The organism is Pseudomonas sp. KH_040, assembly GCF_057839305.1.
This window is the reverse complement of sequence record NZ_CM174487.1, coordinates 6,200,495-6,226,611: the sequence shown is the minus strand read 5'-3', so window position 1 is coordinate 6,226,611 and position 26,117 is coordinate 6,200,495. Positions and strand designations below refer to the sequence as shown.

The following is a 26,117-nucleotide window of genomic DNA, read 5'->3' as shown; positions in this document are numbered from 1 at the left end:
GTATGCGAATGGGCGCCGTTGTGCGTTTAGTGTCCAGCCTAAGGCCGGTCAACGCCCCATCCGAGCCTGACAGGTTGAACCTGCTGCAGCGCCCCTCGGACAGGTGGCGGGAAAACGGTATCAATTGAAGATGACCGTTTTGAAACGGGGGCGATTATAGCCGTCTAGACTGATCTTCCAAAGGGTTTCTGTCGGCCAGATGAAGATCGTTAATGACGACCATAGTCGAAGCCGCATGGAGCCTGACCGCTCAGTCTGCCAAGATACCGTCCATCGTTCGGCAAGACACTCAGGAGTGAAGATGAATTTCCACACCCGCAAATGGGTAAAACCCGAAGACCTCAACCCCAACGGCACCCTGTTCGGCGGCAGCCTGCTGCGCTGGATCGACGAGGAAGCGGCGATTTACGCGATCGTACAGTTGGGCAATCAGCGCGTGGTGACCAAGTACATTTCCGAGATCAACTTCGTCAGCGCCTCGCGCCAGGGCGACATCATCGAACTGGGCATTACCGCCACCGAATTCGGCCGCACCTCGATCACCCTGACGTGCGAAGTGCGCAACAAGATCACCCGCAAGAGCATTCTCACCGTTGAGAAGATGGTTTTCGTCAATCTGGGCGAAGACGGCTTGCCGGCACCGCACGGGCGCACTGAAATCAAGTACGTCAAAGACCAGTTTCAGGAAGATGAGTTAGTCAGCGAGTAATGCGAGCCCTGTAGGAGCTGCCGCAGGCTGCGATCTTTTGATCTTGTTTTATAGAGGCAAGATCAAAAGATCGTCCGATCGCGGCCCGAGCCTTCGGCAGCTCCTACACTATTAGCGTGGCGCTCACAGAACGTATTCCAAGCCTCAAGGGTCGTAGGTAAACACCACCCCCACGGTTCCCACGCCATGACCACTCCCACCGACGGCAAGACCCCCGATCTCTCGGCCAAAGAGCAACACGAAGTCGAGAAAAACCAGCCGCCCCGCGCGGCCGTTCTGCACGAAATCATCCGCAGCCAAGGCGATCAGGAACTGGAGCGCAGCATCGCCGCGCTGTGGTGGTCGGCGCTGGCGGCCGGGCTGACCATGGGCTTGTCATTGATGGGCATGGGCCTGCTCAACTCGCGCCTGCCCGACGGTGACGAATTCAAGGTGATCGCCAGCTTCGGTTACTGCGCAGGTTTTCTCGCGGTGATCCTCGCCCGCCAGCAATTGTTCACCGAAAACACCCTGACTGCCGTGCTGCCGGTCATGACCAAGCCGACCCTGCAAAACTTCGGCCGGCTGATCCGCCTGTGGACGGTGGTGCTGGTCGGCAACCTGTGCGGCACGATTCTGGTCGCGTACGTGATGCTCGAACTGCCGATCTTCGACACCAAGACTGACCACGCCTTTCTCGAAATCGGCCGCAAGGTCATGGAAAACCACGCCAGCCAGATGTTCGCCAAGGGCATCGTTTCCGGCTGGATGATCGCCACTATGGTCTGGATGATTCCGTCCATGGAGAGCGCGAAGATGTGGATCATTATCCTCATCACCTACCTGATGGCGCTCGGCGACTTCACTCACATCGTGGTGGGTTCGGCGGAGGTGTCATATCTGGTGTTCGCCGGCGAGCTGCCGTGGAGTGATTTCTGGATGGTCTTCGCTGGGCCGACGCTGGCGGGGAATATCATTGGCGGCAGCTTTATCTTCGCGCTGATCAGCCATGCGCAGATCCGCAGCGAGAGCGGAGCGCCGAAAGAGTCTGCGGATCAGGCCGAGAAACCTGATCCGCGAGAGATCAAAAAATGATCAGTGGTGCGCTGGTTCAGTCACGGTCGCGGGCTCATTGCGAGTCGCGTGCTTGACCAGTTTGCCGATGGTCAGCCCCTGCAATAGGATCGACGACAGCACCACGATGTAAGTGATGCTCAGCAGCAGATCACGCTCCGGGCCCAGCGGCAGGGCCAGCGCCAGTGCCACCGAAACACCGCCGCGCAAGCCGCCCCAGGTCAGAATGCGGATGGTGCCGGCTGGCACTGTCCGCCAGCGGCGCAGCAGCAGAATCGCCGGGGCCACGGTGAGCAGGCGCGACAGTAGTATCGCCACCGCGAGCAAACCAGCCGCAGCCATGTGCAGCCAGTTGAATGGCAGCAGCAACAACTCCATGCCGATCAGCGCGAACAGCAGCGCATTGAGCATGTCATCCAGCAACTCCCAGAAACCGTCGAGATAGCGGCGGGTCATGTCATTCATCGCCAGATTACGCCCGACGTTACCGATGATCAGACCGGCGACCACCATCGCGATCGGTGCCGAAACATGAATCTCGGTGGCCATCGCCGAACCGCCGATGACCAGCGCCAAGGTCAGCATCACTGTGATCTGATGCTGCTCGACGCTTTTGATCATTCGATAAACCAGATAACCGATCAGACCGCCGAACAGCACACCGCCGATGGCTTCATGAACGAACAACATCGCGGTGGCGCTGACGGTCGGGGTTTCGCCGAGTTGGGCGATGCCCAGCAATACCGTGAACACCACAACAGCGGTGCCGTCGTTGAACAGTGATTCGCCGACAATGGTGGTTTTCAGCGGCTTCGAGGCGTTGGCGGTACGCAGCACGCCGAGCACGGCAATCGGGTCGGTCGGCGAAATCAGCGCGCCGAACAGCAAGCAGTACAAGAAGCTCACGTGCCAGCCGAACAGGGCAAAAATGTAATAGGCGAGGCTGCCGATCACCGTGGTGGCAATCAACACACCGAAAGTCGCCAGCAGACCGATGGGCCAGCGGTAGCTGCGCAGATCGTTGAGGTTAACGTGCAAGGCGCCGGCGAACAGCAGGAACGAGAGCATCCAGTTCATCAGCAGATCGCCGAAGTCGATCTGGCCGATCAGTTGCTGCACGCGCTCTTCGAGACCGGGGTAGCCGAGTACGCTCAGGCCTTGCAGGATCAGCGAGAACAGCAGTGCGGTGACCATCACGCCGATGGTCGGCGGCAGGCCGATGAAGCGGAAGTTGACGAAGGTGAGGAAGGTGGTAAGGCAGATGAAAGCGGCGACAAGTTCAAGCATCCGGGGTCCTTTGGATGAGGGGTGAAAGATAGCGCACCGAATCTTTGGTGCAGGGGTTGGATGGGCTGAGTCAGGATCGGGACACAGTTGATGGTGTGATGAGATCAAGAGCCCCCTCACCCCAGCCCTCTCCCTTGGGGAGAGGGGGAAAGGGAGCAGATCTTCAAGTCTTTCAGGGCCTGAGTTCGGCTCGAAATTTCAGGTCGATGTAACTCGAACACTCAACACGGTCAGTCCCCTCTCCCTCAGGGAGAGGGCTAGGGTGAGGGCTCTTGCAGGCTAAACCCGATTAGCCGGACACATTGACCGCAGCCGCGCCGCGACGTTGCAGATAGATGAAAAACAGCGCCGTCAGCACGGTCAATACGCCAACCAGCGCACCGGTCCACGGCAAGTCCGCCAGATCCGCGCCACTGGCCACCACCAGCCCGCCGATCCACGCACCCGCGGCATTACCGAGGTTGAAAGCGCTCTGGTTCAACGTCGAGCCGAGGTTCGGTGCCTCATGGGCCTGATCGATGATTAGCAATTGCAGAATCGGGCACAGCGCAAAAGCAAAAATCCCCCACAGCACCAGGGTGATTGCCGCCGGCACAACCGAGCGGCTGGTCTGGCTGAACGCCGCCAGAATCACCACCACCGCCAGGGCCACACCGACCAGCGACGGCAGCAAACGGCTATCAGCCAGACGCCCGCCGAGCATGCTGCCGCCGGTCAGGCCTACACCGAATAACAGCAGCATCACTGTGACGCCGTGCGGGCTGACGCCGGTGATGTCTTGCAGGATCGGCGCGATATAGGTGAACACGCTGAACAGACTGGTCGAGGCCAAAACACTCATGCCCAGCGCCAGTAACACGTTGACCTTGCCCAGCACCTTGAACTCGCTGGCAAGGTTGGCCTTGTCCATCGGGATGTGTTTCGGCAACCACAGCCACTGCGCCAGGGCGGCGACGACACCAATCACCGAGACCGCCCAGAAGGTCGAGCGCCAACCGGCGTATTGCCCGAGCGCCGTGCCCAGCGGTACGCCGAGGACGTTGGCCAATGTCAGGCCGGTGAACATCATCGCAATCGCTTGCGCGCGTTTGTTCGGCGCGACCAGCCCGGCGGCAACCACCGAGCCAATGCCGAAGAACGCGCCGTGACACAGCGCGGTGACCACACGAGCAGCCATCAGCGTCGCGTAGTTCGGTGCGAGGGCGCAGAGGATATTGCCGAGGATGAACATCAGCGTCATGCCCAGCAGCGTTGCTTTACGCGGCATATTCGCTGTGCCGATCGCCAGGATCGGCGCGCCGAACACCACGCCCAACGCGTAACCGGTGATCAACAGGCCCGCGTGAGGAATGCTTACGGCAAGGTCGCGGGCAACATCGGGCAGCAGGCCCATGATGACGAATTCAGTGGTGCCGATGCCGAATGCGGCAACAGCGAGGGCAAGCAAGGCGAGTGGCATGCGCAAGGTCTCTGTCGGTAGTCTTGACGCTTTGATCAGGCATACGCAAGCCGACGACCGATCTCGATGGAGGGCGGTGCAGGCAGGAATTATTGGTATTTTTCTGTGCGCAACTGAGTGCGGCGTGGTCGCTTGCAGTATAAACAGCTGCTGACACATCGCGAATCAATAATCTGACTATTCGGATTTTCACTGTAGGAGCCCGAGCCTGCGGCAGCTCCTGCACGGGGACTCATAAAAATAAGGGGTAAGACGTGCTGGCGACAGCTTTGGTATTGATGGCGGCGCTGTTGCATGCGACGTGGAATACGTTAATCAAGTTCAGCGCCGAGCGGCTGCTGGTGGTGGCGTGCATGGACACCGTGGCGCTGCTGGTCGTTGCCATCGCGTTTCCATTCGTGAGCTTGCCGCCCATGGAAATCTGGCCATGGATTCTCGCTTCGGCAGCTTTTGAGCTGCTGTATCGCTACCTGCTGATTCAGGCGTATCGGGTCGGCGATCTGGGCCTGGTGTATCCACTGATGCGCGGATTGTCGCCGTTGGTGGTGCTGGCGCTGACCTTGATCTTCGCCGGTGAAGTGCTCACCACGCAGCAGATTTTCGGGATCATGCTGATCCCGTTGGGCATGGTTTGTCTGTTGTGGCAGGGCGGTGGCGGCAAGCATTTGCCATGGTCGATGCTGCCGGTGGTGGCGTTGATCGGCCTGTGTATTGGTTGCTACACCTACATCGACGGCCAGGCATTGCGGCGCTGGTCGCATCCGCTCGATTACCTGGTCTGGGTCACGTTGTTCAGCGCGTGGCCGTTTCCGCTGTTGGCGTGGGTCGCCAAGCGTCCGGCGTTCATGTTGTTCTGGCGTGAGCAATGGAAGCTGGGGTTGGCGGTGGGCTTCTGCGTATTGGCCAGCTACGCTCTGGTGCTGTGGGCGATGCAGTTGGGCTCGATTGCGGAGGCCGCGGCACTGCGTGAGATCAGTGTGATTCTGGTGGTGCTGTTCGGCATGCGCTACTTGAAAGAACCTTTCGGCCGTCCACGGCTCTTAGCCTGTGGGCTGGTGCTGATCGGCATGCTGGTGATGAAGTTCTGACCGCTCGCGAATTCTATAACTCGAAAAAAGGACGGCGTTATGACGGTGGCTCTGTGGTGTGTGTTGATCGCAATTTTTCTGCCGTATATCTGCACTGGCGTGGCGAAAGCCGTGGGTGGCTACCGGTTGAGTGACAACCACGATCCGCGCGACTTTCTCGAAAGTCTCAACGGTGTGGCCAGGCGTGCGCATGCGGCGCAGATGAACGGCTTTGAAGTGACGCCGGCGTTTGCGGCGGCAGTGATCGTCGCGCACCTGGTGGGGACGGCGGAGCTGGTGACGGTCAATGTGCTGGCGGTGCTGTTTATCACCAGTCGCCTGCTGTACATCATTTGCTATCTGGCGGACTGGGCGATCTTGCGGTCGCTAGTGTGGTTTGTGGGGATGGGGTTGATTGCTTCGTTCTTCTTCGTGTCGGTGTAAAAAGAGCAAGATCAAAAGATCGCAGCCTGCGGCAGCTCCTACAGAGGAATACGTACTCCTGTAGGAGCTGCCGCAGGCTGCGATCTTTTGCTTTTTAAGGTTTGTCGGCCACCTGCGGCACTTGCGGCAACGCGGCACCTTTTGGCCAGAGCATCCAGATCTGCCCCTGCTGCTTCATGTCCCCGGCCAATTGCCCGGCCGCATCACCGGTGCCCCAGAACAGATCCGCGCGAACCTCGCCAGCAATCGCGCCGCCGGTGTCCTGTGCCGCGACCGGGCGGACCAGTGCCGAGCCATCCGGACGTGTGGTCGACAGCCACAACAGGCTGCCCAGCGGAATTACCTTGCGATCCACCGCCGCGCTGTAGCCGGCAGTTAGCGGTACGTTCAGCGAACCACGCGGGCCTTCGTTGCTGTCCGGGTTGCGGGTGAAGAACACGTAGCTCGGGTTACTGCCGAGCAGTTCGGGGATGCGCGATGGGTTGGCCTTGGCCCAGTTGCTGATCGCGCTCATGGTCACGTCTTCTTTCTTCAGCTCGCCTTGCTCGACCAGCCAGCGGCCGATTGGGCGGTACGGGTGGCCGTTCTGATCGGCGTAGGCGATGCGCAGCTGTTTACCGTCCTCGGTCTGAATGCGCCCGGAACCCTGGATCTGTAGAAATTGCAGGTTCATAGGGTCGGTCAGATAAGCCACCACGGGCGCTTTCACGCCTTTGGATTCGATGGTCGCGGCGTCGTCGTATGGCTTGAGCACGCGGCCTTCGAGGCGACCGCGCAGGCGTTTGCCCTTGAGTTCGGGATAGATGCTGTCCAGCGAAACAATGATCATGTCTTCGGGCACGCCATACACCGGCACGTTTGCCACGTCGGTGGGTGTCAGGCTGCCGGGATAGACCGGCTCGTAATAACCGGTGATCAAGCCGTTGGGGTTATCGTTCTCGGCGCGCAGGCCGAAGACATCGAGGTTCTGCTTGAGGAACGTGCGAATCTCGTTGGCGTTCTGCGGCACATTGGCCGCCGCTGCGCAGGTCGGGCCCCAGACCGTATCAGCCTTGAGCCGGGTGCAGGCGCTGCGCCACGAGCCGAAACCGGCGACCAGATCGCTGTCGGACACAACCGGCAGGGCATCCCACGTGGCGCTGGAGTAAGTGGCCAGCGCGTGGGTTTTCGGCTTGGCGCTCTCGCCACCGGTGCAGCCGGCGAGAATCGCCAGCAGAGGGAGGGTCGCGATCAGCGGATGACGCCAGGCCTTGTAACGGCTGTTCATGGAGTGATTCCTGTGCCGGTTGGCCGAGTGCTCCATGCGCTCGAGCAACCCGTATTTTTAATAGGGCTATTGGTGTTTGGCGGTGACGCGAGGATACTGGCCGCCGAATTCCGTGACCTGAAGCCACCATGACTCTTAAAAGCATTGCTGTTGTATTGCTGGCCTGTCTGTCCTTGTCCGCCTGTGGCGGTGTCGATCCGAATTCTCCGCTGGGTCAACGCAAGGCAATCTTCAAACAGATGCTCAAGACCGGTGAAGACCTGGGCGGCATGTTGCGTGGGCGCATTCCGTTCGACGGGCCGAAGTTCGCCGAAGGCGCGGTAAAACTCGATGCGTTGTCCCATGAACCGTGGAAGCATTTTCCGCAGGTGCGTGAAGAAGATCACACCAGCGCCAAGGATGATGTCTGGAAACAGCAGGCGCGTTTTCAGGAAATGGCCCGCAACCTTGAAGCGGCCACCGGTGAATTGGTGATTGCCAGTCAGGTTCAGCCGTACAAGGCCAGCAATCTCGGGCCGGCGGTGCAGAAAGTTGAAGATGCTTGCAGCGCTTGCCATAAACAGTTTCGCGATCATTGATTTCTATTGTTTGAGCTGACGCCTTCGCGAGCAGGCTCGCTCCCACAGTTGACCGAGTTGTACAGGTGAATACGGATCAATAGGGGAGCGAGCTTGTTCCGGGCGACGAGCTGACGAATAGGCCATCAAACTCACTGCATCAATGCTTACTTATCGATTTCGTCCAGCGCGTCCTGCAGTTCTTTGCGCGACTCGGCCAGTTTGTCTTTGCGCTTGTTGATCTTCTCCGGGTCGCCTTTTTTCATCGCCTTGTCGAGATCCGCCTGACGCTTGCTCACTTCGTGCTTGGCTTCGAGCACCTTGTTTTCGCGTTCTTTCTTCAGGCCGGCGTCGGTGCAGTGCTCGGTCACTTCACGCAAGGCCGTTTCCAGGCCTGCCTGCTGATCGGCGTTGCCGCGCGACTTGGCCTGTTCGATCTGATTCATGATGCCCTGCTTCTTGGCGGCGCAACCGGTCAGGCCCGGTGCGTCTTCGTCGGCCATGACGGGGGCGACCATTACGCCGCAAAGGGTCAGCATGGCGAGTGGTGCGAGAAATTTCATAAAAGCTCCATGTGCAAAGGCAGTCGGGTCGGTCAGGCACTGCGCTGTTGGAGCGCCTCGGTGGCCGATGGGTTCCCGGCGCGCCGGGATTGCGTGGTCAGAAACCGTCGATTCCGGCGGCATGTAAGGTTTCGCTCAAAGCCTGTACCTGCGGGTCGCGGAAGAATGCGCTCAATTGCGCTGCGCGTCCCGGGCCGATACCGGCCTCGGCCTGCCATTGTTCGGTGTTGCGTTGTGCCAGCGACTGCCAGGAATCAGTAAGTATTGCCTGGCCGGTTGGCGGCAGGCCCAAGGCTTTGAGCCACTGGGCAAAGGGCCGTTGGCGGGCGCTGTGAAAACTGTGCATCAAGCGTTCGCTGCTGCGCTCGCCGAAGCCGGCAATGTTAGCAAGCTCCGGCCCATCAAGGGTTAACCAATCAAGCAGGTTGTTCACGCGGCGTGTTTCGAGAAGTTTCTCCCAGGTACCGCGACCGACATGCTGCATCGCCAGCCCTTGTTTGCCACTGAGCCAGGTCAAACGGGCGAGAAACTGGCTTTCACATCCGGGGGTCGGTTGCCAGCAACTCAAGGCGTGGAAGTCATCGGCGTTGGGGATATCGATATCCGTGCGTCCGGTGGTGCGCCGTACAACACTGTCGAGCCGAGGAATGGTCAGGCCGGCGAGGCTGATCGCAATCTGATCGCCGGGACGAATGTCCAACGCTTGCCAGCGCTTCAACGAACTGGCGCTGACGCGTTTGATCTCGCGGTCGTCGAGCCTAACGGGGATCAGCTCGATCACCGGTGTAATGCGGCCAGTGCGACCGATCTTGAAGTTGATCTTGCGCACTTCAGCCAAGGCTTGCGCAAATGGATATTTCCAGGCGACCGCCCAGTACGGCGCGCGAGCCTGCCAGCGTTCGGCGGGCGGGCGCCGACTCTGGCGCAAAACCACGCCGTCGGTGGCAAACGGCAGAGGTGAGCGATACCAGTGATCGCGCCATTTCTGCGCCTCTGCCAAGTCGGCAACGGGATGGCTGTACGGCTCAATCGTGGTGAAACCCAGGGTTGCCAATCCGGATATGCGCTCGGGCAAGTTCAAAGGTCCTTGTGGCCAGTCCCAAACGAACAGCCCGATGCCGGTGGCTTGTTCTGCGCTAAGGGATTTGCGGCTCATCAATCCGGCCACGGTGGCGCGAGCGTTAACGCTGCCGGCTCGGGCTTGCACATGCTGGTTCAGCCGCCAGTAAAGTTCACCCTGCACCAGCAGATCCAGTGGTTGTGACAGGCGTTGAGGGATAGCGCCGATGTTCTGCGCTGATGGCGTCCAGTCCTGTCCATGAACTCCGTCACCGCGACTGATGGCCTGATGCAAAACGCCCGCGCGGTAAATCAGCGTCACCGCGACGCCGTCGACTTTGGGTTGTATCCAGACGTCCTTGCGATCACGTAGCCAGGCCCCCGCGGCCTCATCTTTGTGGATTTTATCCAGGCCGGTATGGGCGATGGGGTGCGCGTTTGAGCCTGAAACTGTGCGCAAAGGATCGGGTGGCAAGGGCGCTTTGAAACACGCTCGCCACTCGTTCAGTTGCACAAGGGATTGGTCGTAGAGTTCGTCGGCAATCAGTGAGCGGCCTTCGCGGTAGTAGGCGTCGTCCCATTGGTCGATCTGTTTTTGCAGGGCGGAGATTTCGCGTTGGGCGTGTGCAGCGGGCCAGTTTTGGCAGGTGGCTTGCGCGCTGAATGTGGCGGGCATCAGCAGGAAAATAAATAACAGGCGCAGCGTGGCAAGCATCGTGAGCGTCCTTGCTCAAGGGGAATGTTTGAAGGTTAGGCGAAGATATTTACTCCGCCGGATGGGTGTTTTACGGCTTGTTTCTGTGCAGTGAAAACAGCCCCTCACCCTAACCCTCTCCCAGGGGGAGAGGGGACTGGCCGAGTGGTTTGTTGGATATGCATCGACCTGAACGTTCTGAGTTGAACTCCCGGTTTCAGGCATGAAAAAGCCCCGCACGGCGCGAACCGTGCGGGGCTTTTTGTACCGCCGGGGAAGTCTTACAGACCAGCAGCGGAACGCAGGGCGTCGGCGCGGTCGGTTTTTTCCCAGGTGAACGTGGTGAAGGTGTCTTCGCCAACGGTCTTGGTCTCTGGCGTGCGACCGAAGTGGCCGTACGCTGCAGTTTCCTGGTACATCGGGTGCAGCAGATCGAGCATGGTGGTGATTGCGTATGGACGCAGGTCGAACACTTCACGCACCAGTTTGACGATCTTGTCATCGCTGATCTTGCCGGTGCCGAAGGTGTTCAGCGAGATCGAAGTAGGCTGAGCTACACCAATCGCGTAGGAAACCTGAATCTCGCAACGCTCGGCCAGGCCAGCAGCGACGATGTTCTTGGCAACATAACGGCCAGCGTAGGCAGCCGAACGGTCAACCTTCGATGGATCTTTACCGGAGAACGCGCCACCGCCGTGACGGGCCATGCCGCCGTAGCTGTCGACGATGATCTTGCGACCGGTCAGACCGCAGTCACCTACCGGGCCGCCAATGATGAACTGGCCGGTCGGGTTGATGTGGAACTGAGTGTCTTTGCTCAGCAGTTCGGCAGGCAGTACGTGCTTGACGATCAGCTCCATCACGCCTTCGCGCAGGTCTTTGTACGACACTTCAGGGTTGTGCTGGGTCGACAGAACAACCGCGTCGATACCAACAACCTTGCCGCCTTCGTAACGGCAAGTCACTTGCGACTTGGCGTCCGGACGCAGCCAAGGCAGCAGACCCGATTTGCGGGCTTCGGCCTGGCGCTGCACCAGCTGGTGCGAGAAGGTGATCGGAGCTGGCATCAAAACGTCGGTTTCGTTGCTGGCGTAGCCGAACATCAGGCCCTGGTCGCCGGCGCCCTGATCTTCAGGCTTGGCACGGTCAACACCCTGGTTGATGTCTGGGGACTGCTTGCCGATGATGTTCATCACGCCGCAAGTCGCGCCGTCGAAGCCGACTTCGGAGCTGGTGTAGCCGATGTCGCAAATCACGTCACGAACGATCTGCTCCAGGTCGACCCAGGCGCTGGTGGTCACTTCACCGGCAACGATGGCCACGCCGGTCTTGACCAGGGTTTCCACAGCAACGCGTGCGTGTTTGTCCTGGGCAATAATGGCGTCCAGCACCGCATCGGAAATCTGGTCGGCGATTTTGTCCGGATGCCCTTCGGACACGGACTCGGAGGTGAAGAGGGAGTATTCGCTCATCTCGATGTTTTCCTGAATTTACCGATGGTGAGTGTCGCCAGCCGGTCGCTGAAAGTGGCGGACCTGGATCTGGAAACCATTACGTAAGCCTACATAGAGGCTTTCCCCGGGAACGAGTCCCGCAGCGGTGGCCCAACGGGCCAAATCGTCCTGTTCAAACCCCAACCACAGATCACCGCAGGCCTCCCTGGCCCAACTCTGGTTGTGGCTACATAACTCTGTCACGAGCAGGCTACCGCCCGGTTGCAGCAGGTCGGCCATGTGCTTGAGCGCATCGGCCGGCGCGGCGAAATGGTGCAACACCATGTTCAACACTACGCAATCGGCCGTAAGGCTGGTGCCGTTCAATGCATCGGCCAATTGCAGGCTGACGTTAGCCAGCTGTTCACGTTCACATACCTGACGCGCCAGTTCGAGCATCGCCGGGCTGTTGTCCAGCGCGGTTACGGTGCCGAAGCGACGGGCCAGTTCCGGCAGAAAAGCACCATCGCCGGGGCCGACTTCAATGGCCGTGGCGGCACCATTGAAGTTCAGTTTGTCGAGCAGGGCCAGCACGCTGTCGCGGTACTGCGGCAGGCCTGCGATCAAGTCTTGCTGGGCACGGAATTTCTCCGCCACCCGAGCGAAAAAGTCCTGACTGGCGGCGGCGCGCTGGCCGTGAACCTGCTCGATGCGCGCTTGCACGTCGTCAGGCAGATTCAGATTGTCGACTTCTTCTAACAATGCTGCGTGCAACTTGCCGCCGAGCAGTTCGGTGTGGGGCAGGGCGCGGCGATAGAAAATCGCGTTGCCTTCGCGGCGTGTCGCCACCAGGTCGGCTTGTGCCAGTACCTTGAGGTGATGACTCATGCCGGACTGGCCAATGCCGAAAATCTGCGCCAGCTCCAGAACACCGAACGAATCGTTGGCCAGCGCGCGCAAGACATTCAGCCGCAACGGATCGCCGCCGGCCTTGCACAGGGCCGCCAGTTCGTCGCAATCGTCATGGCGAATGGAAGGCACGCGTAAGTTCATAGGGCTGGCAGTCTAGAGAGGGGGGCAATTCATCGCAAGGGCAATATCAAAAAGTTTTGATATTGCTCGATCAATGGCGCTTTTTATTGCACTTCTCACCCACCGGCTAACTCTACAAACGAGTAGCGGAAAGGTTTCACCAACAGAAAGCGCCGCTATCCATTGGAAAAACGCCCCCCGATGACTATCTGTCATTGCCCCGAGGCGCCCCGGTGAGGGAAAATGCCCTCCTTTTTTCCGTTTCGACTTACCAGAACCCAGGAGATCAGCGATGCCTAGCCGTCGTGAGCGTGCCAACGCCATTCGTGCCCTCAGCATGGATGCCGTGCAAAAAGCCAACAGCGGCCATCCCGGTGCCCCTATGGGTATGGCAGATATCGCCGAAGTGCTTTGGCGCGACTACCTCAAGCACAACCCGAGCAATCCATCGTTCGCCGACCGTGACCGCTTCGTGCTGTCCAACGGCCACGGCTCGATGTTGATCTACTCGCTGCTGCACCTGACCGGTTATGACCTGTCGATCGAAGACCTCAAGCAATTCCGTCAACTGCACAGCCGCACCCCGGGCCACCCGGAGTTCGGTTACACCCCGGGCGTTGAAACTACCACCGGCCCGCTGGGTCAGGGTCTGGCCAACGCTGTGGGCTTCGCTCTGGCTGAAAAAGTGCTGGGCGCGCAGTTCAACCGTCCTGGCCACAACATTGTCGACCACCACACCTACGTGTTTCTGGGTGATGGCTGCATGATGGAAGGCATTTCCCACGAAGTCGCTTCGCTGGCCGGTACTCTTGGTCTGGGCAAGCTGATCGCTTTCTACGATGACAACGGCATCTCCATCGACGGCGAAGTCGAAGGCTGGTTCACCGATGACACGCCGAAGCGTTTCGAGGCCTACAACTGGCAAGTGATCCGCAACGTTGACGGTCATGACCCGGAAGAGATCAAGACCGCCATCGAGACCGCGCGCAAGAGCCCGCTGCCGACCCTGATTTGCTGCAAGACCACCATCGGTTTCGGTTCGCCGAACAAGCAGGGCAAAGAAGACTGCCACGGCGCTCCACTGGGTGATGCGGAAATCGCCCTGACCCGTCAGGCGCTGAACTGGAACCATGGCCCGTTCGAAATCCCGGCCGACATCTATGCCGAGTGGGATGCCAAGGAAAAAGGTCGCGCGGCCGAAGCCGAGTGGGATCAGCGTTTCGCTGCCTACTCCGCTGCATTCCCGACCGAAGCCAACGAACTGGTACGTCGCCTGAGCGGCGAGCTGCCGGCCGACTTCTCCGAAAAAGCTTCGGCCTACATCGCTGAAGTCGCGGCCAAAGGCGAAACCATCGCCAGCCGTAAAGCCAGCCAGAACACCCTGAACGCGTTCGGTCCGCTGCTGCCGGAACTGCTCGGCGGCTCCGCTGACCTGGCCGGTTCCAACCTGACCCTGTGGAAAGGTTGCAAAGGCGTCAGCGCTGAAGATGCCAGCGGCAACTACATGTACTACGGCGTGCGCGAATTCGGCATGACCGCGATCATGAACGGCGTGACCCTGCACGGCGGTCTGGTGCCTTACGGCGCGACCTTCTTGATGTTCATGGAATACGCCCGCAACGCTGTACGCATGTCGGCGCTGATGAAGAAGCAAGTGATCCACGTCTACACCCACGACTCCATCGGTCTGGGCGAAGACGGCCCGACGCACCAGCCGATCGAGCAACTGACCAGCCTGCGTACCACGCCGAACCTCGACACCTGGCGTCCAGCCGATGCCGTGGAATCGGCCGTGGCCTGGAAAAACGCGCTGGAGCGTAAGGACGGCCCATCGGCGCTGATCTTCTCGCGTCAGAACCTGCAACACCAGGAACGCGATGCCGGCCAGATTGCCGACATCAGCCGTGGCGGTTACGTGCTGAAGGACTGCGCAGGCGAGCCTGAGCTGATCCTGATCGCCACCGGTTCGGAAGTCGGTCTGGCGGTTCAGGCTTACGACAAACTAACCGAACAAGGTCGCAAGGTGCGCGTGGTTTCCATGCCGTGCACCAGCGTGTTCGATGCTCAGGACGCCGGCTACAAGCAAGCCGTGCTGCCATTGCAGGTTGGCGCGCGTATCGCCATCGAAGCGGCTCACGCCGACTTCTGGTTCAAGTACGTGGGTCTGGAAGGTCGCGTGATCGGCATGACCACTTACGGCGAATCGGCTCCGGCTTCGGCACTGTTCGAAGAGTTCGGCTTCACCCTGGAAAACATCCTGGGTCAGGCTGAAGAACTGCTGGAAGACTAAGCAGTACGAATGCGGTGGCCCCGGCCACCGCGTTCCCCTGTAGGAGCTGCCGGAGGCTGCGATCTTTTGATCTTGATCTTAAAAAAACAGGATCAAAAGATCGCAGCCTTCGGCAGCTCCTACATGAGGTTGTGTTGTAGCGAATATTATCGAGAACCCCATGCCTCAACCGCGTCCTTACAAAGTTGCACTCAACGGCTACGGCCGGATTGGTCGTTGCGTCTTGCGTGCGTTGTTTGAGCGAGGCGAGAAAGCCGGGTTTGAAATTGTCGCGATCAACGATCTGGCGGACATGGCCAGCATCGAATACCTGACACGCTTCGACTCCACCCACGGCCGCTTTCCGGGCGAGGTGCGAGTAGAAGGCGATTGTCTGCATATTAATGGCGACTGCGTGAAGGTTCTGCGCAGTGCTACCCCCGAAGGCATCGATTGGGCGTCACTCGGCGTCGATCTGGTGCTCGAATGCTCCGGTGCCTACAACACCCGTGAAGACGGCCAGCGCTTTCTCGACGCCGGCGCGCCACGCGTGTTGTTCTCGCAGCCGATGGCCAGCGAGGCGGATGTCGACGCCACCATCGTTTATGGCGTCAATCAGGATTGCCTGACCGGCGACGAGCTGCTGGTGTCCAACGCCTCCTGCACCACCAACTGCGGCGTGCCGTTGTTGCGCCTGCTCGACAAGGCGATCGGCCTCGATTACGTGTCGATCACCACGATTCACTCGGCGATGAACGATCAGCCGGTGATCGACGCCTATCACCATGAAGACCTGCGCCGCACGCGTTCGGCGTTTCAGTCGGTGATCCCGGTGTCCACTGGTCTGGCGCGCGGTATCGAGCGCCTGCTGCCGGAACTTGCCGGGCGAATTCAGGCCAAAGCCGTACGCGTGCCGACGGTCAACGTGTCCTGCCTCGACATCACGATGCAGACCGCCACCGCGACCGATGCCAATGAGGTCAACCGGATCCTGCGCGAAGCCGCCACCCATGGCCCGCTCAAAGGTCTGCTCGCCTATACCGAGCTGCCGCACGCCAGTTGTGATTTCAACCATGACCCACATTCGGCCATCGTCGATGCCAGTCAGACCCGTGTTTCCGGCCCCAAACTGGTGAACATCCTGGCCTGGTTCGACAACGAATGGGGTTTTGCCAACCGAATGCTGGACGTTGCAGAACACTATCTGCAAACAGCAACTTCAAAAAAACCGTAGGAAGTGCGACCCATGACCGTGTTGAAGATGTCCGACCTCGATCTGCAAGGTAAGCGCGTATTGATCCGCGAAGACCTCAACGTCCCAGTCAAGGACGGTGTTGTCACCAGCGACGCGCGTATCCTGGCTTCGCTGCCGACCATCAAGCTGGCCCTGGAAAAAGGCGCGGCCGTGATGGTCTGCTCGCACCTTGGCCGTCCGACCGAAGGCGAGTTCTCCGCCGAGAACAGCCTCAAGCCTGTTGCTGACTACCTGAGCAAGGCCTTGGGCCGTGAAGTGCCGCTGGTCGCCGATTACCTCGGCGGCGTTGACGTCAAGGCCGGCGACATCGTGCTGTTCGAAAACGTGCGCTTCAACAAAGGCGAGAAAAAGAACGCTGACGAACTGGCCCAGCAATACGCCGCCCTGTGCGACGTGTTCGTGATGGACGCGTTCGGCACCGCTCACCGCGCCGAAGGTTCGACCCACGGCGTGGCCAAGTTCGCCAAAGTCGCCGCTGCTGGCCCACTGTTGGCCGCTGAACTGGATGCACTGGGCAAAGCCCTCGGCGCACCGGCTCAGCCAATGGCGGCCATCGTTGCCGGCTCTAAGGTGTCGACCAAACTCGACGTGCTGAACAGCCTGAGCCAGATCTGCGATCAACTGATCGTCGGCGGCGGCATCGCCAACACCTTCCTCGCGGCCGCCGGTCACCCGGTTGGCAAGTCGCTGTACGAACCGGACCTGCTCGACACCGCGCGCGCCATCGCTGCCAAAGTCAGCGTGCCATTGCCGGTTGACGTGGTGGTTGCCAAGGAATTCGCCGAAACCGCAGAAGCCACCGTCAAGCTGATCGCTGACGTCGCGGCTGACGACATGATTCTGGATATCGGCCCGCAAACCGCAGCCAACTTCGCCGAACTGCTGAAGTCGTCGAAAACCATTCTGTGGAACGGTCCGGTTGGCGTGTTCGAATTCGACCAGTTCGGCAACGGCACCAAAGTGCTGGCCCAGGCCATCGCGGAAAGCTCGGCGTTCTCCATTGCGGGCGGTGGCGACACCCTGGCCGCGATCGATAAATATGGCGTGGCTGAGCAAATCTCCTACATTTCCACCGGTGGTGGCGCGTTCCTCGAATTCGTCGAGGGCAAAGTGCTGCCAGCCGTTGAAGTCCTGGAAAGCCGGGCCAAGGCCTGAGGCCGCCCGTTTGGCCAGGCAAAGGAGTGTTTTCATGGTCAAGTCGTTAGCGCTGTTGTTGCTGACCGGTACGCTGGCGGCCTGCGGGAGTAACCCGAAGGCCGAAGCCACGCCGGCGCCGAGCGAGTCGCAGAAGGGCTGTTATCAGGCCGACTGGCAGGCCGAAACCAACCCGGTGCTGAACAAGCGCTCGGGGCCGGACGGCCTGGACAAATACGAGACGCAAACCCCGGCCAAGGAACATGGTTGTCCTTGACGGGTCTGACTCTTTAACTCAGGGCTGGCGGCATGCGCCGTCAGTCGAGGAACACGGATGAAAGGCTTGATCGCCATTGCGGCGTTGGCATTGTTGGGCGGTTGCGCGCAGTTGAACCTGTTTCAGTCGTCTGCTCCGGCGGACAACTGGACCACCTGGACCTGCGACAGCCAGGCCAAAGTGCTGTGGCGTTACGCCGATGCCGGCCAGAAGGAAGTCGACGTTCGACTGGGTGGCGGTGATCAGGTCTATCGCCTGAAAGAAGAGCCGGGCGCCTCGGGCACGCTGTACAGCGACGGCATGCTGGCGTTTCACGTCAAGGGAGAGGAAGGCCTGGTGTACTGGGTCGCCACCAATGACCTGATCGGCCGCGGCTGCAAAGCGCAGTAATTGCATCACCGCAGACCCAATGTAGGAGTGAGCCTGCTCGCGATAGCGACCTGACAGTCGCTGCAATATTGACTGAAAGATGGCTATCGCGAGCAGGCTCACTCCTACAAGGGTTCTGCGCAGTTCTGAAGAATTGGCTTTATCGAATCACCAGACCGGGCCTCAACCCCCGATCTGCAATCACTTGAATAGCCGCCGCCGCTCCGGCAGGCTGGCACGATTAACGACCCTCAACCGGGAGAGACACACACAATGGCACTTATCAGCATGCGCCAGATGTTGGACCACGCAGCCGAATTCGGCTACGGCGTTCCAGCTTTCAACGTCAACAACCTTGAGCAGATGCGCGCCATCATGGAAGCCGCTGACAAGACTGACTCCCCGGTGATCGTTCAGGCTTCGGCCGGCGCCCGTAAATACGCCGGCGCGCCTTTCCTGCGTCACCTGATCCTGGCCGCGATTGAAGAATTCCCGCACATCCCGGTGTGCATGCACCAGGATCACGGCACCAGCCCTGATGTCTGCCAGCGCTCGATCCAACTGGGCTTCAGCTCGGTGATGATGGACGGCTCGCTGGGCGAAGACGGCAAGACCCCGACCGACTACGACTACAACGTCCGCGTTACCCAACAAACCGTGGCCATGGCGCACGCCTGCGGCGTTTCGGTAGAAGGCGAGCTGGGCTGCCTGGGTTCGCTGGAAACCGGCATGGCCGGTGAAGAAGACGGCATCGGCGCCGAAGGCGTTCTGGATCACAGCCAAATGCTGACCGACCCGGAAGAAGCCGCTGACTTCGTCAAACGCACCCAGGTCGATGCCCTGGCTATCGCCATCGGCACCAGCCACGGCGCCTACAAGTTCACCAAGCCACCGACCGGTGACGTGTTGGCGATCGACCGCATCAAGGAAATCCACAAGCGCATCCCGAACACTCACCTGGTAATGCACGGTTCATCGTCGGTGCCACAAGAGTGGCTGGCGATCATCAACCAGTACGGCGGCGACATCAAAGAAACCTACGGCGTACCGGTTGAAGAAATCGTCGAAGGCATCAAGTACGGCGTGCGCAAGGTCAACATCGACACCGACCTGCGCTTGGCATCCACCGGTGCGATGCGTCGCCTGATGGCCACCAACCCGAGCGAATTCGACCCACGTAAATTCTTCGGCGCGACTGTGACTGCGATGCGTGATGTGTGTATCGCTCGTTATGAAGCGTTCGGTACTGCCGGTAATGCTTCGAAGATCAAACCGATCTCGCTGGAAGCGATGTACCAGCGTTATCTGAAGGGTGAGTTGAACGCTAAGGTTAACTAAGCCTGAGCGTTAGACTGGTTTAATAGAAACCCGCCGTGAGGCGGGTTTTTTGTGGGGTGACTTTTTCGCCTGACGAAGTTATCTAAAAGTTTGTCAACCTTTTGTGAATCTGATTCCATAGGTTTGGCCTAAATTCGGCCCGCCGTATTTAACGGTCACTGTGCCTAGCAAGTTATTGTCGGTTCCATCAGTTGATTTCATCTCAATACTGAGAGTGCTTGGGCCATGCTTGGTCTCATCTCTTTTTTTGGCATCTGATTTCGCTGTAAGAATATAAGTCCAAGTGGATTTTGTGCAGTCGCCATTGACACCGAAGTCAAGTCCGAAATAGTCCATGTAGCCGTTACTTATTTTGCCAGTTTGCTGGGCTGGATCGTCAAATTTGAGTGTGGCGGCATGCTCTTCGCCGGCGGAGTTAAATACAAAGCCATTGTAAGTTTTCATGATATACGCCTTATGTGTATTCAAGTATTAAAGTTAAATAGGTTGTCTCGTATTGCGTCGATGAGATTAGGCGAAAGGTAGTTGCAGGTAACCTGTAATAAATGACAGGTTTTAATATTTTTTCGCTATAAGGGTTCTGGTTTTTTAATAAAACAAGGAGGTGCAAAAACAGGTATGAAAGCGATGTATCAGTGTTGTCTGAAGGGGGGCTTCAAGGCTAAGGTTAAAAGCTTGAGCAGTTAAACTTCTGATTCAAAAAAACTGCCGTGAGGCGGTTTTTTCTGCGCGGTGATTTCTCGTGGTAACGACGCTATCCAAAAGTCAAAGAAAATGGCGCTGCCGCGTGCTCAATGGCGTTGATCACATGAGGCGCCTGTTCGCGATATTGAGGATAGCGTTTGAGCACGGCTTCAACCGAGGCGAGCAGATGCTGAATACGCTCCTTGGGTTGGTCGATTTCACAGGTGTGGGCAAATTCCAGGAGCCCTTGTCGTGAGGCGAACATTGACTTGTTACCCGCCAGATCCAATGCCAGAACATCTTCTGGAATATAGGCCGTGGTGTTGACGATGTCGTAAGCCGGCGCCAGATGCGCATCGCGTCGTGTCGGTTCGGAATAGAGCAATCCGAAGTTTTTCAAATGAGCGTCGCCATTCCCAACGATGCAACTCAGGGCAACGCTATCGAAGAGTTGATCAAGCGACGTACGCAAGTGTTTCGCCGGGCAAAACACTCGGATAGCCTTCGCGATTGCCGCATAACTTTTGCTGTACTTCTGATTAGCCGACAGCCCCATCAGCACCGCCATGTCTTCAAACCCAATCGGCTTGAGTTGGTCGTCGCGGTCAAATCGACGCATGACAAACAGCTTGGCGTTGTCGGAAAGGTAAAACGGTGGGACGGGAATACCCGCCTCTTTCGCCATGGACATGCAAAGGAATTCGTTGATCGCCAGGCCCGGAAATTCGTCTCTGCCACTCTTGATGATCAGATCCGAGGTTTTGGATGTCACTCTCGGCAATGCTATTTCTTGCCGCTCTGGCACCAGCAACTTGGGTTGAACACCTGAAATGCCTGCCCGCAGGATGTAGCGATCAAGCATGTCGGCGAAGATATCTTCCGTACCGTCCCACGTGAGAATCTCTTCGAGTTTTTCTCCCGGAAATTCTTGCGCCTGCAACAATGCATCAACGGTTTCAGAGCGTACATGAACCCTGCCAATGGGCGATGTACTGCCGGAAAGCGCCAGTAGCAGCATTGGGTCGACGTTCACAGTCTTTGCCAAGCGGTTGCGCAACTGCTCCAGTACGTAGCCTTCTGGTAGGTTCATTTGAAAAACAGGGTGCAACTCACGCCGACGAAAGTCGTCATGTCGTACAGGCATCGAGAGGCTGATCGCCATTTGTGGCGATGCATCTTCGTGATAACGGAAAGTGAAATCATCGGCATCGCTGAACAGTCTGCCGCTATTACCTTCAGGGGTGCTGACTTGAAGAGAGGCCATTTTCATTCGAATAAATCTCCAAGCTCTTCAAGGGTTGGCATCGTTGCTGGAACCACCGAGAGTTCACAGTCCAAAGCAGCCAAAACGCGTGCGTAAGCGATCATGCCGACAGAAAGAGTGCCTTTCTCCACCGCGATGACTTTGTATCGCGTCAGTCCCGCCAGATCGGCAAGCTGAGCCTGCGTCAGGCCACGATTTATACGTTTTTCACGTAATTGAATGCCGAGACGGGTAATTAAAAGAGAGTAATCCATGTTGCGCTACCGTAACATTTTGATGTCAATGTAGCGTATGCAGAACATTTAATCCATTTGACCTAAGAAACCCGCCATAAGGCGGGTTTTTTTGTGGTCGGTTATTCCTTTAGCTCGACATGATCCAGTGCCTGATTCACTGCCAGTTCGCCGAGCATGACCACTTGCGCGATGCCCAGCGCGGTCTTGCGGTGGGAGGTGTCGAGCATGGCGGCGAAGTTGTTGAGCATTTCGCTGGCTGAACCCAGGGTCTCGCTGGCGTTGGCCAGCAGGGATTCGGTGTTGTACTTCGGGTTGGCGAGGTACATGGGTTCGGGTTTATGCGTGCTGGCCATGATGAAGGCGGACGGTTTGAGGTAATGGTCGAGGGCGCGTTCGGCGGCGTCGTTGAGTTTTTTTGAGTCGAGGGATTCGTACGGGGATGCGGGATCTGTTTCTGGCGGGTGTGGCGTTGATCTGATCATGTTTCGTCTCCGGTAAATGGAGCCGACACCGGATCGCTACTAAACGAAGAGGGTGGCAGCTGAACGCAGGTTAGTAGACCGGGGAGACGCGACCGGCGCACCCGAAGGCGCCCTGCGAACAGCTACCATCAAGCGCGGGTTATGCCCGACTGAATGGTGCCAATGCGCTTCGCGTAACCTCGGGCTACTAAACCCGATCACTGGAAATCAGTGATACGAATCAAGTTACCGATGGCCCGCCAGGCGCACAAGCCGGCGGATTCTGGCGTAGTGGTAGGCAACGACGCAAGGTGTTGTAGGCATCCGGAAGTAACGGTCGAGGAAATTAAACGTGTCGTTTAAATAAAGCGTCTGCCTGGGTGTAATCCGAATTTGAGAGCGTTCGTCCAAGTATCCAGCTTTTGGCTGGATAACTGATCAGGTTTGTTGAATAAGTTCCTAAAAAGGACTCTGACTATATTTTTTAGGTATAAAAACCTGTCAGATCTTACAGGTGTGGAAAGTTCATTGGCGATCTATCGTGGGCGCTCAGTTATCTTTCAGGATGGAAAAAATGCAAAAGGACAAAAGAGTTACCAGTGTTGGTGTTGGTGACGTACAAATGTTTCTGGCAATTCCCGGGGGGGAAAGCTTTACCGTCTCAATTCGTGGTAGAGAGTTTTTGGAACACAATGGAGAATATTTTAGATTTAAATTTTTTCAGTATTTAGGCAGGAATGAGTTCTATATTGGTTCCGGCTTCGACAAAAAACTTTCGCTTAACGTGCCGCACAGTCTGGGTGGCCCCGGCACAGTTGCCCACGTGCAGCTGGAGTTGGACGGGATTGATAATTCAAGGAGTGCCAAAGGCTTTGTTTGTTTGGAGCGAGGCGGAGATTATCCGAAGGGTGTGATCTATTGTGCTGAAGAAAAAGCTTTCTCTTTGATTGCGATGTTTGATTTTAAAAGTGGTTGATCTTAGTCTTTGATGCGATATCAGTGTCATGCGGCAGACTTCCAAAAGTCTGCCGATTTTTATTCTATGATCATCGATCATTGATGCTCAGTTAAGTGCCCTGTTATTTGTCATGATCAATATCAAGCTTGCTGAAGGTCACCTGCCCACCCTCACTCGTATACCCGGTGTTATCCTGCACATAAACCCCGGCCTTGAAATACAGCGGCTTATTCCGCCACGTCGCACTGATCTGTGAATCCCACTGATAACCCGCCGCACTGACACCCAACGCACCGCCAGGACTCAGGTGAATGAGGTAGTTGAATTCGCGATCCAGTTTGATCCCGGTAGCCAGCGTGATGACACGGCTTTCGTCATCATCCGGGTGCATGCGCACTTTGATCACTAGATTGCCGGTTTCTGTTTTTGTCTTGTACTGATATTCAAGTTTGACCATCGGCTTCTGGCTTTCATAAGCGTGAATCTGGCCAATGACGATCTTGCCTGAGCTCGGCACTTTGTTCACCGTCACGGTCGCGCGCAATGAATTGTCGGCATCCGGGTAATACCAGTTGCGCAGGGTGCCGTTGCTGTAGGTTTCACGCAGTTCGGTGCGCGGGTAGATGGCGTTTTCGGTTTTTGACCCGGTAACCGGTGACCAGAAGAACAAGGTGCCGGTGTCGGAATGGAAGTATTGATCTTTGAAGCCGTTCACCAGTTTGGAGGTTTCGACAGTGTATGGCGGGCTGCCAACGGGAACGCTGAGGTTCCAGGTTGCGAGATCGATCATGTCGGTTCTTCCACTCAAGTTTCGCTGCACGTACGTGCCAGAAGCTCTAGCCCGCACGTTTTGGGGCGGCCTTTATAAGCGTAGAGGGAAAATTTGTTAACGCCCGTTTGGCAGATGATTGACGTCAACATCCTGTCGAAATGCCATCTATGCCGGTTCCCGGGGGCTTCAGCGGTGACCGTTAGTCGGCAAATTCACGCTTTGGTTAAATGATGGCCTGATGACAGCTTCTGCTTTCTTGGATCCAGTACTAGAGTGAAGGCTCAGTATGTGTGCGGTTTTTACCGGAAGCCGACCAAAAGTCCCGACAAGAGAAGCAGCATGGAATGCGCGCAACCCCCGCCAGGTGAAGGCAACTCTGTCCTTTTGATCGTTGATGATTACCCTGAAAATCTGATCAGCATGCGCGCGTTGCTGCAGCGCCAGGATTGGCACGTCCTCACCGCAGCCTCCGGTTTCGAAGCGCTCAATATTCTGCTCTCGCACGACGTCGATCTGGTGCTGCTGGACGTGCAAATGCCGGGCATGGACGGCTTTGAAGTGGCGCGGCTGATGCGTGGCAGCCAGCGCACGCGCCTGACGCCGATCATCTTTCTGACCGCCAACGAACAGTCCCAGGACGCCGTGATCAAGGGCTATGCCAGTGGCGCGGTGGATTACCTGTTCAAGCCGTTCGACCCGCAGATACTCAAGCCCAAAGTGCAGGCGTTGCTGGAGCACCAGCGCAATCGCCGCGCCTTGCAGCGCCTGAGTCATGACCTGGAAGTGGCGCGCGCCTTCAATGCCTCGGTGCTGGATAACGCGGCTGAAGGCATTCTGGTGGTGGGCGAAGACGGTTTGATCCGCTTTGCCAATCCGGCGATTTCGCGATTGTTGAACGCGCCGGTGAAGGAGCTGGAAGGTAAGGAGTTTCTCGATTTTCTTCAGAAGCCGCACATTCCGCTGTGGGCCGATTCCGAGTTTTATGCCAGCTACAAGCGTGGCGAAACATTAAGACTGCACGATGCCTTGCTGCGCACCGCGCCCGGCCAGCAAGTGCCGGTGGCGCTGTCCTGTGCGGCGTTGCCTGCCGAGCAACACGCGATGGTGGTCACCGTGCTGGACATGTCGGTGGTGCGGCACTTGCACCAGCAGCTCGAATTCCAAGCGGTGACCGATCCACTGACCGGGTTGCTCAACCGCCGCGGCTTTTACCAGACTGTTGAAAACCTGTTGCTGCGCGGTGAGCGCAGTGATAGCAGTTGGGTCTTGCTGTATCTGGATCTTGATGGCTTCAAACGGGTCAACGATTCACTCGGTCACGATGCCGGCGACCGGGTGTTGCGCTGGGTCTCCGAGCAATTGAAGGCCTGTCTGCGACCGTTCGACATTCTCGCGCGCATGGGCGGTGATGAATTCACCGCGCTGCTGGATCTGGAGTTTCCCGAGCAAGCGGCGAAGATTGCCGAAAAACTCATCGAGCGAGTGTCGATCTGTCAGCAGATCGAAGGGTTGGACATCGCTTTGGGCGCGAGTATCGGCATCGCCACTTATCCGGATTGCGGCTCGAACCTCGACGGATTGCTGCGTGCATCCGACATCGCCATGTACGAAGCCAAGCGCGCCGGGCGTCAGCAATATCGCTTTTATGATCATGAAATGAACGGTAGGGCGCGCTCGCGGTTGATGCTCGAAGAGAGCGTGCGTGCCGCCATCGAGAATCGCGATTTCAATCTGGTCTATCAACCGCAAGTGGCTATCGACACGGGCCAGATTCGTGGCTTTGAAGCGTTGTTGCGCTGGCAGCACCCGAGTGTTGGCGATGTGCCGCCGGGGTTGTTCTTGCCGCTGCTGGAAGAGGCGCGGCTGATCAGTCGCCTCGGCAGCTGGATTTATCATCGCGGCGCCGGTCAGCGTAAAGCCTGGGAAACCCTGTTTGCCGAGGATCTGGTGCTCGGCGTGAGTTTGAGCAACACCCAGTTCAGTCTGCCGAATCTGGTCACCGAGTTGCGTCAGGTGATGGAGCGACACGCCTTGCAGCCTCGGCAACTGGAGGTCGAAGTCACCGAAGAAGCGCTGATGCAAAACCCCGACGAAACCCGCAAACAGCTGCGTTTGCTGCGCAATCTTGGGGTGCGGGTGGCGCTGGATGACTTCGGTTCCGGGCCGTGTTCGCTGGCGCATCTGCGCGATCTGGAACTCGATACGCTGAAAATTGATCGCCATCTCATCGCGCGATTGCCGGACTCCAAACGCGACGCCTCGCTGGTCAGCACGGTCATCAGTCTGTGCAAGCAATACGGTTTGCTGGTGATCGCCGAGGGCGTTGAAACCATCGAGCAATACCAATGGCTGCAAGCCCACGGTTGCGAGTATGTGCAGGGCTTCCTCGTGGCCCGGCCATTGATCGCCGAGGACGCGGTCAGCTTCGCCGAGCCGTTTGACTGGAGCGCGCTGCCCGTTTGAATTCGCTACACTG

The 26,117-nt window shown here is 58.0% G+C and carries 25 protein-coding genes and 1 riboswitch; of the genes, 13 read left to right on the top strand and 12 right to left on the bottom strand.

All coding sequences use genetic code 11. The features are described 5' to 3' along the window. Positions 1 to 3: 3 nt before the first annotated feature. A riboswitch (S-adenosyl-L-homocysteine riboswitch) is annotated at positions 4 to 103 on the bottom strand. A 198-nt stretch (positions 104 to 301) separates the two neighbouring features. Next, positions 302 to 709, top strand: a complete 408-nt coding sequence (locus AC3IUF_RS27795; protein WP_007913723.1) for an acyl-CoA thioesterase — start codon at positions 302 to 304, stop codon at positions 707 to 709. 186 nt (positions 710 to 895) lie between these two features. Continuing rightward, a complete protein-coding gene (locus tag AC3IUF_RS27790; RefSeq protein WP_007913725.1) occupies positions 896 to 1,783 on the top strand; it encodes a formate/nitrite transporter family protein in 888 nt (295 codons plus the stop codon). Here the strand turns inward: AC3IUF_RS27790 and AC3IUF_RS27785 are convergent, their stop codons facing one another. Continuing rightward, positions 1,784 to 3,049, bottom strand: coding sequence for a cation:proton antiporter (locus tag AC3IUF_RS27785; protein ID WP_489279820.1), 1,266 nt, complete (start codon positions 3,047 to 3,049; stop codon positions 1,784 to 1,786). A 289-nt stretch (positions 3,050 to 3,338) separates the two neighbouring features. Then, a complete protein-coding gene (locus AC3IUF_RS27780; RefSeq protein ID WP_007913735.1) occupies positions 3,339 to 4,508 on the bottom strand; it encodes an MFS transporter in 1,170 nt (389 codons plus the stop codon). Positions 4,509 to 4,762: 254 nt separating this feature from the next. Between AC3IUF_RS27780 and AC3IUF_RS27775 the strand changes: the two genes are divergently transcribed. Then, positions 4,763 to 5,596 carry an EamA family transporter gene (locus AC3IUF_RS27775; protein ID WP_007913737.1) on the top strand — a complete coding sequence of 278 codons (834 nt, stop codon included), beginning with the start codon at positions 4,763 to 4,765 and terminating at the stop codon, positions 5,594 to 5,596. A 39-nt stretch (positions 5,597 to 5,635) separates the two neighbouring features. Beyond that, positions 5,636 to 6,019, top strand: a complete 384-nt coding sequence (locus AC3IUF_RS27770; RefSeq protein ID WP_007913738.1) for an MAPEG family protein — start codon at positions 5,636 to 5,638, stop codon at positions 6,017 to 6,019. Between the two features lie 94 nt (positions 6,020 to 6,113). On the opposite strand, the gene mltA is transcribed toward AC3IUF_RS27770, so the two are convergent. Further along, entirely contained in the window at positions 6,114 to 7,286 is a 1,173-nt protein-coding gene (gene mltA / locus AC3IUF_RS27765) for a murein transglycosylase A (protein WP_007913739.1), read from the bottom strand. Positions 7,287 to 7,414: 128 nt separating this feature from the next. On the opposite strand from mltA, the gene AC3IUF_RS27760 reads away from it, so the two are divergent. After that, positions 7,415 to 7,864 carry a c-type cytochrome gene (locus AC3IUF_RS27760; RefSeq protein ID WP_007913740.1) on the top strand — a complete coding sequence of 150 codons (450 nt, stop codon included), beginning with the start codon at positions 7,415 to 7,417 and terminating at the stop codon, positions 7,862 to 7,864. Positions 7,865 to 8,010: 146 nt separating this feature from the next. Here AC3IUF_RS27760 and AC3IUF_RS27755 read toward each other — a convergent pair whose 3' ends face one another. The 4 genes from AC3IUF_RS27755 to AC3IUF_RS27740 all read right to left on the bottom strand — a co-directional run bounded on the left by AC3IUF_RS27755 (position 8,011) and on the right by AC3IUF_RS27740 (position 12,645). Further along, complete coding sequence (locus AC3IUF_RS27755; protein WP_007913741.1) at positions 8,011 to 8,406, bottom strand: DUF1090 domain-containing protein; 396 nt, start codon at positions 8,404 to 8,406, stop codon at positions 8,011 to 8,013. 97 nt (positions 8,407 to 8,503) lie between these two features. Further along, entirely contained in the window at positions 8,504 to 10,180 is a 1,677-nt protein-coding gene (ligB, locus tag AC3IUF_RS27750; protein WP_489279816.1) for an NAD-dependent DNA ligase LigB, read from the bottom strand. 260 nt (positions 10,181 to 10,440) lie between these two features. Continuing rightward, positions 10,441 to 11,631 carry a methionine adenosyltransferase gene (metK, locus tag AC3IUF_RS27745; RefSeq protein WP_007913745.1) on the bottom strand — a complete coding sequence of 397 codons (1,191 nt, stop codon included), beginning with the start codon at positions 11,629 to 11,631 and terminating at the stop codon, positions 10,441 to 10,443. A gap of 18 nt (positions 11,632 to 11,649) precedes the next feature. Beyond that, positions 11,650 to 12,645 (bottom strand): ArsR/SmtB family transcription factor, encoded by a 996-nt coding sequence (locus AC3IUF_RS27740; RefSeq protein WP_489279814.1) that lies wholly within the window; start codon positions 12,643 to 12,645, stop codon positions 11,650 to 11,652. Positions 12,646 to 12,916: 271 nt separating this feature from the next. On the opposite strand from AC3IUF_RS27740, the gene tkt reads away from it, so the two are divergent. The 6 genes from tkt to fba all read left to right on the top strand — a co-directional run bounded on the left by tkt (position 12,917) and on the right by fba (position 19,266). Further along, positions 12,917 to 14,914, top strand: coding sequence for a transketolase (tkt, locus tag AC3IUF_RS27735; RefSeq protein ID WP_007913749.1), 1,998 nt, complete (start codon positions 12,917 to 12,919; stop codon positions 14,912 to 14,914). A gap of 160 nt (positions 14,915 to 15,074) precedes the next feature. After that, positions 15,075 to 16,127 (top strand): erythrose-4-phosphate dehydrogenase, encoded by a 1,053-nt coding sequence (epd, locus tag AC3IUF_RS27730; RefSeq protein ID WP_007913751.1) that lies wholly within the window; start codon positions 15,075 to 15,077, stop codon positions 16,125 to 16,127. Between the two features lie 12 nt (positions 16,128 to 16,139). After that, complete coding sequence (locus AC3IUF_RS27725) at positions 16,140 to 17,303, top strand: phosphoglycerate kinase (protein ID WP_007913753.1); 1,164 nt, start codon at positions 16,140 to 16,142, stop codon at positions 17,301 to 17,303. Positions 17,304 to 17,337: 34 nt separating this feature from the next. Next, positions 17,338 to 17,559 (top strand): hypothetical protein, encoded by a 222-nt coding sequence (locus AC3IUF_RS27720; protein WP_007913756.1) that lies wholly within the window; start codon positions 17,338 to 17,340, stop codon positions 17,557 to 17,559. 57 nt (positions 17,560 to 17,616) lie between these two features. Further along, positions 17,617 to 17,949: an MliC family protein gene (locus tag AC3IUF_RS27715; protein WP_016987235.1), complete on the top strand. Its 333-nt coding sequence runs from the start codon at positions 17,617 to 17,619 to the stop codon at positions 17,947 to 17,949. A 252-nt stretch (positions 17,950 to 18,201) separates the two neighbouring features. After that, the gene (fba, locus tag AC3IUF_RS27710) at positions 18,202 to 19,266 is read left to right on the top strand and encodes a class II fructose-bisphosphate aldolase (RefSeq protein WP_007913760.1); all 1,065 of its coding nucleotides are present in this window, start codon (positions 18,202 to 18,204) and stop codon (positions 19,264 to 19,266) included. Between the two features lie 93 nt (positions 19,267 to 19,359). Here the strand turns inward: fba and AC3IUF_RS27705 are convergent, their stop codons facing one another. From AC3IUF_RS27705 to AC3IUF_RS27690, 4 genes are all read right to left on the bottom strand, one after another. Beyond that, entirely contained in the window at positions 19,360 to 19,710 is a 351-nt protein-coding gene (locus AC3IUF_RS27705; RefSeq protein WP_123376197.1) for a hypothetical protein, read from the bottom strand. 310 nt (positions 19,711 to 20,020) lie between these two features. After that, positions 20,021 to 21,220 (bottom strand): type II toxin-antitoxin system HipA family toxin, encoded by a 1,200-nt coding sequence (locus AC3IUF_RS27700; protein ID WP_489279812.1) that lies wholly within the window; start codon positions 21,218 to 21,220, stop codon positions 20,021 to 20,023. Beyond that, positions 21,217 to 21,468 carry a helix-turn-helix domain-containing protein gene (locus tag AC3IUF_RS27695; RefSeq protein ID WP_007913766.1) on the bottom strand — a complete coding sequence of 84 codons (252 nt, stop codon included), beginning with the start codon at positions 21,466 to 21,468 and terminating at the stop codon, positions 21,217 to 21,219. The genes AC3IUF_RS27700 and AC3IUF_RS27695 overlap by 4 nt, the downstream gene beginning before the upstream one ends. Positions 21,469 to 21,569: 101 nt before the next feature. Next, positions 21,570 to 21,932 (bottom strand): DUF6124 family protein, encoded by a 363-nt coding sequence (locus AC3IUF_RS27690; RefSeq protein ID WP_099757395.1) that lies wholly within the window; start codon positions 21,930 to 21,932, stop codon positions 21,570 to 21,572. A 553-nt stretch (positions 21,933 to 22,485) separates the two neighbouring features. Between AC3IUF_RS27690 and AC3IUF_RS27685 the strand changes: the two genes are divergently transcribed. After that, positions 22,486 to 22,887: a hypothetical protein gene (locus tag AC3IUF_RS27685; RefSeq protein WP_038358724.1), complete on the top strand. Its 402-nt coding sequence runs from the start codon at positions 22,486 to 22,488 to the stop codon at positions 22,885 to 22,887. Positions 22,888 to 22,990: 103 nt separating this feature from the next. Here AC3IUF_RS27685 and AC3IUF_RS27680 read toward each other — a convergent pair whose 3' ends face one another. Continuing rightward, positions 22,991 to 23,659 (bottom strand): polysaccharide lyase family 7 protein, encoded by a 669-nt coding sequence (locus AC3IUF_RS27680; RefSeq protein WP_150708253.1) that lies wholly within the window; start codon positions 23,657 to 23,659, stop codon positions 22,991 to 22,993. Positions 23,660 to 23,980: 321 nt separating this feature from the next. Between AC3IUF_RS27680 and AC3IUF_RS27675 the strand changes: the two genes are divergently transcribed. Continuing rightward, positions 23,981 to 26,104 carry a putative bifunctional diguanylate cyclase/phosphodiesterase gene (locus AC3IUF_RS27675; RefSeq protein WP_095112767.1) on the top strand — a complete coding sequence of 708 codons (2,124 nt, stop codon included), beginning with the start codon at positions 23,981 to 23,983 and terminating at the stop codon, positions 26,102 to 26,104. Positions 26,105 to 26,117: the final 13 nt, after the last annotated feature.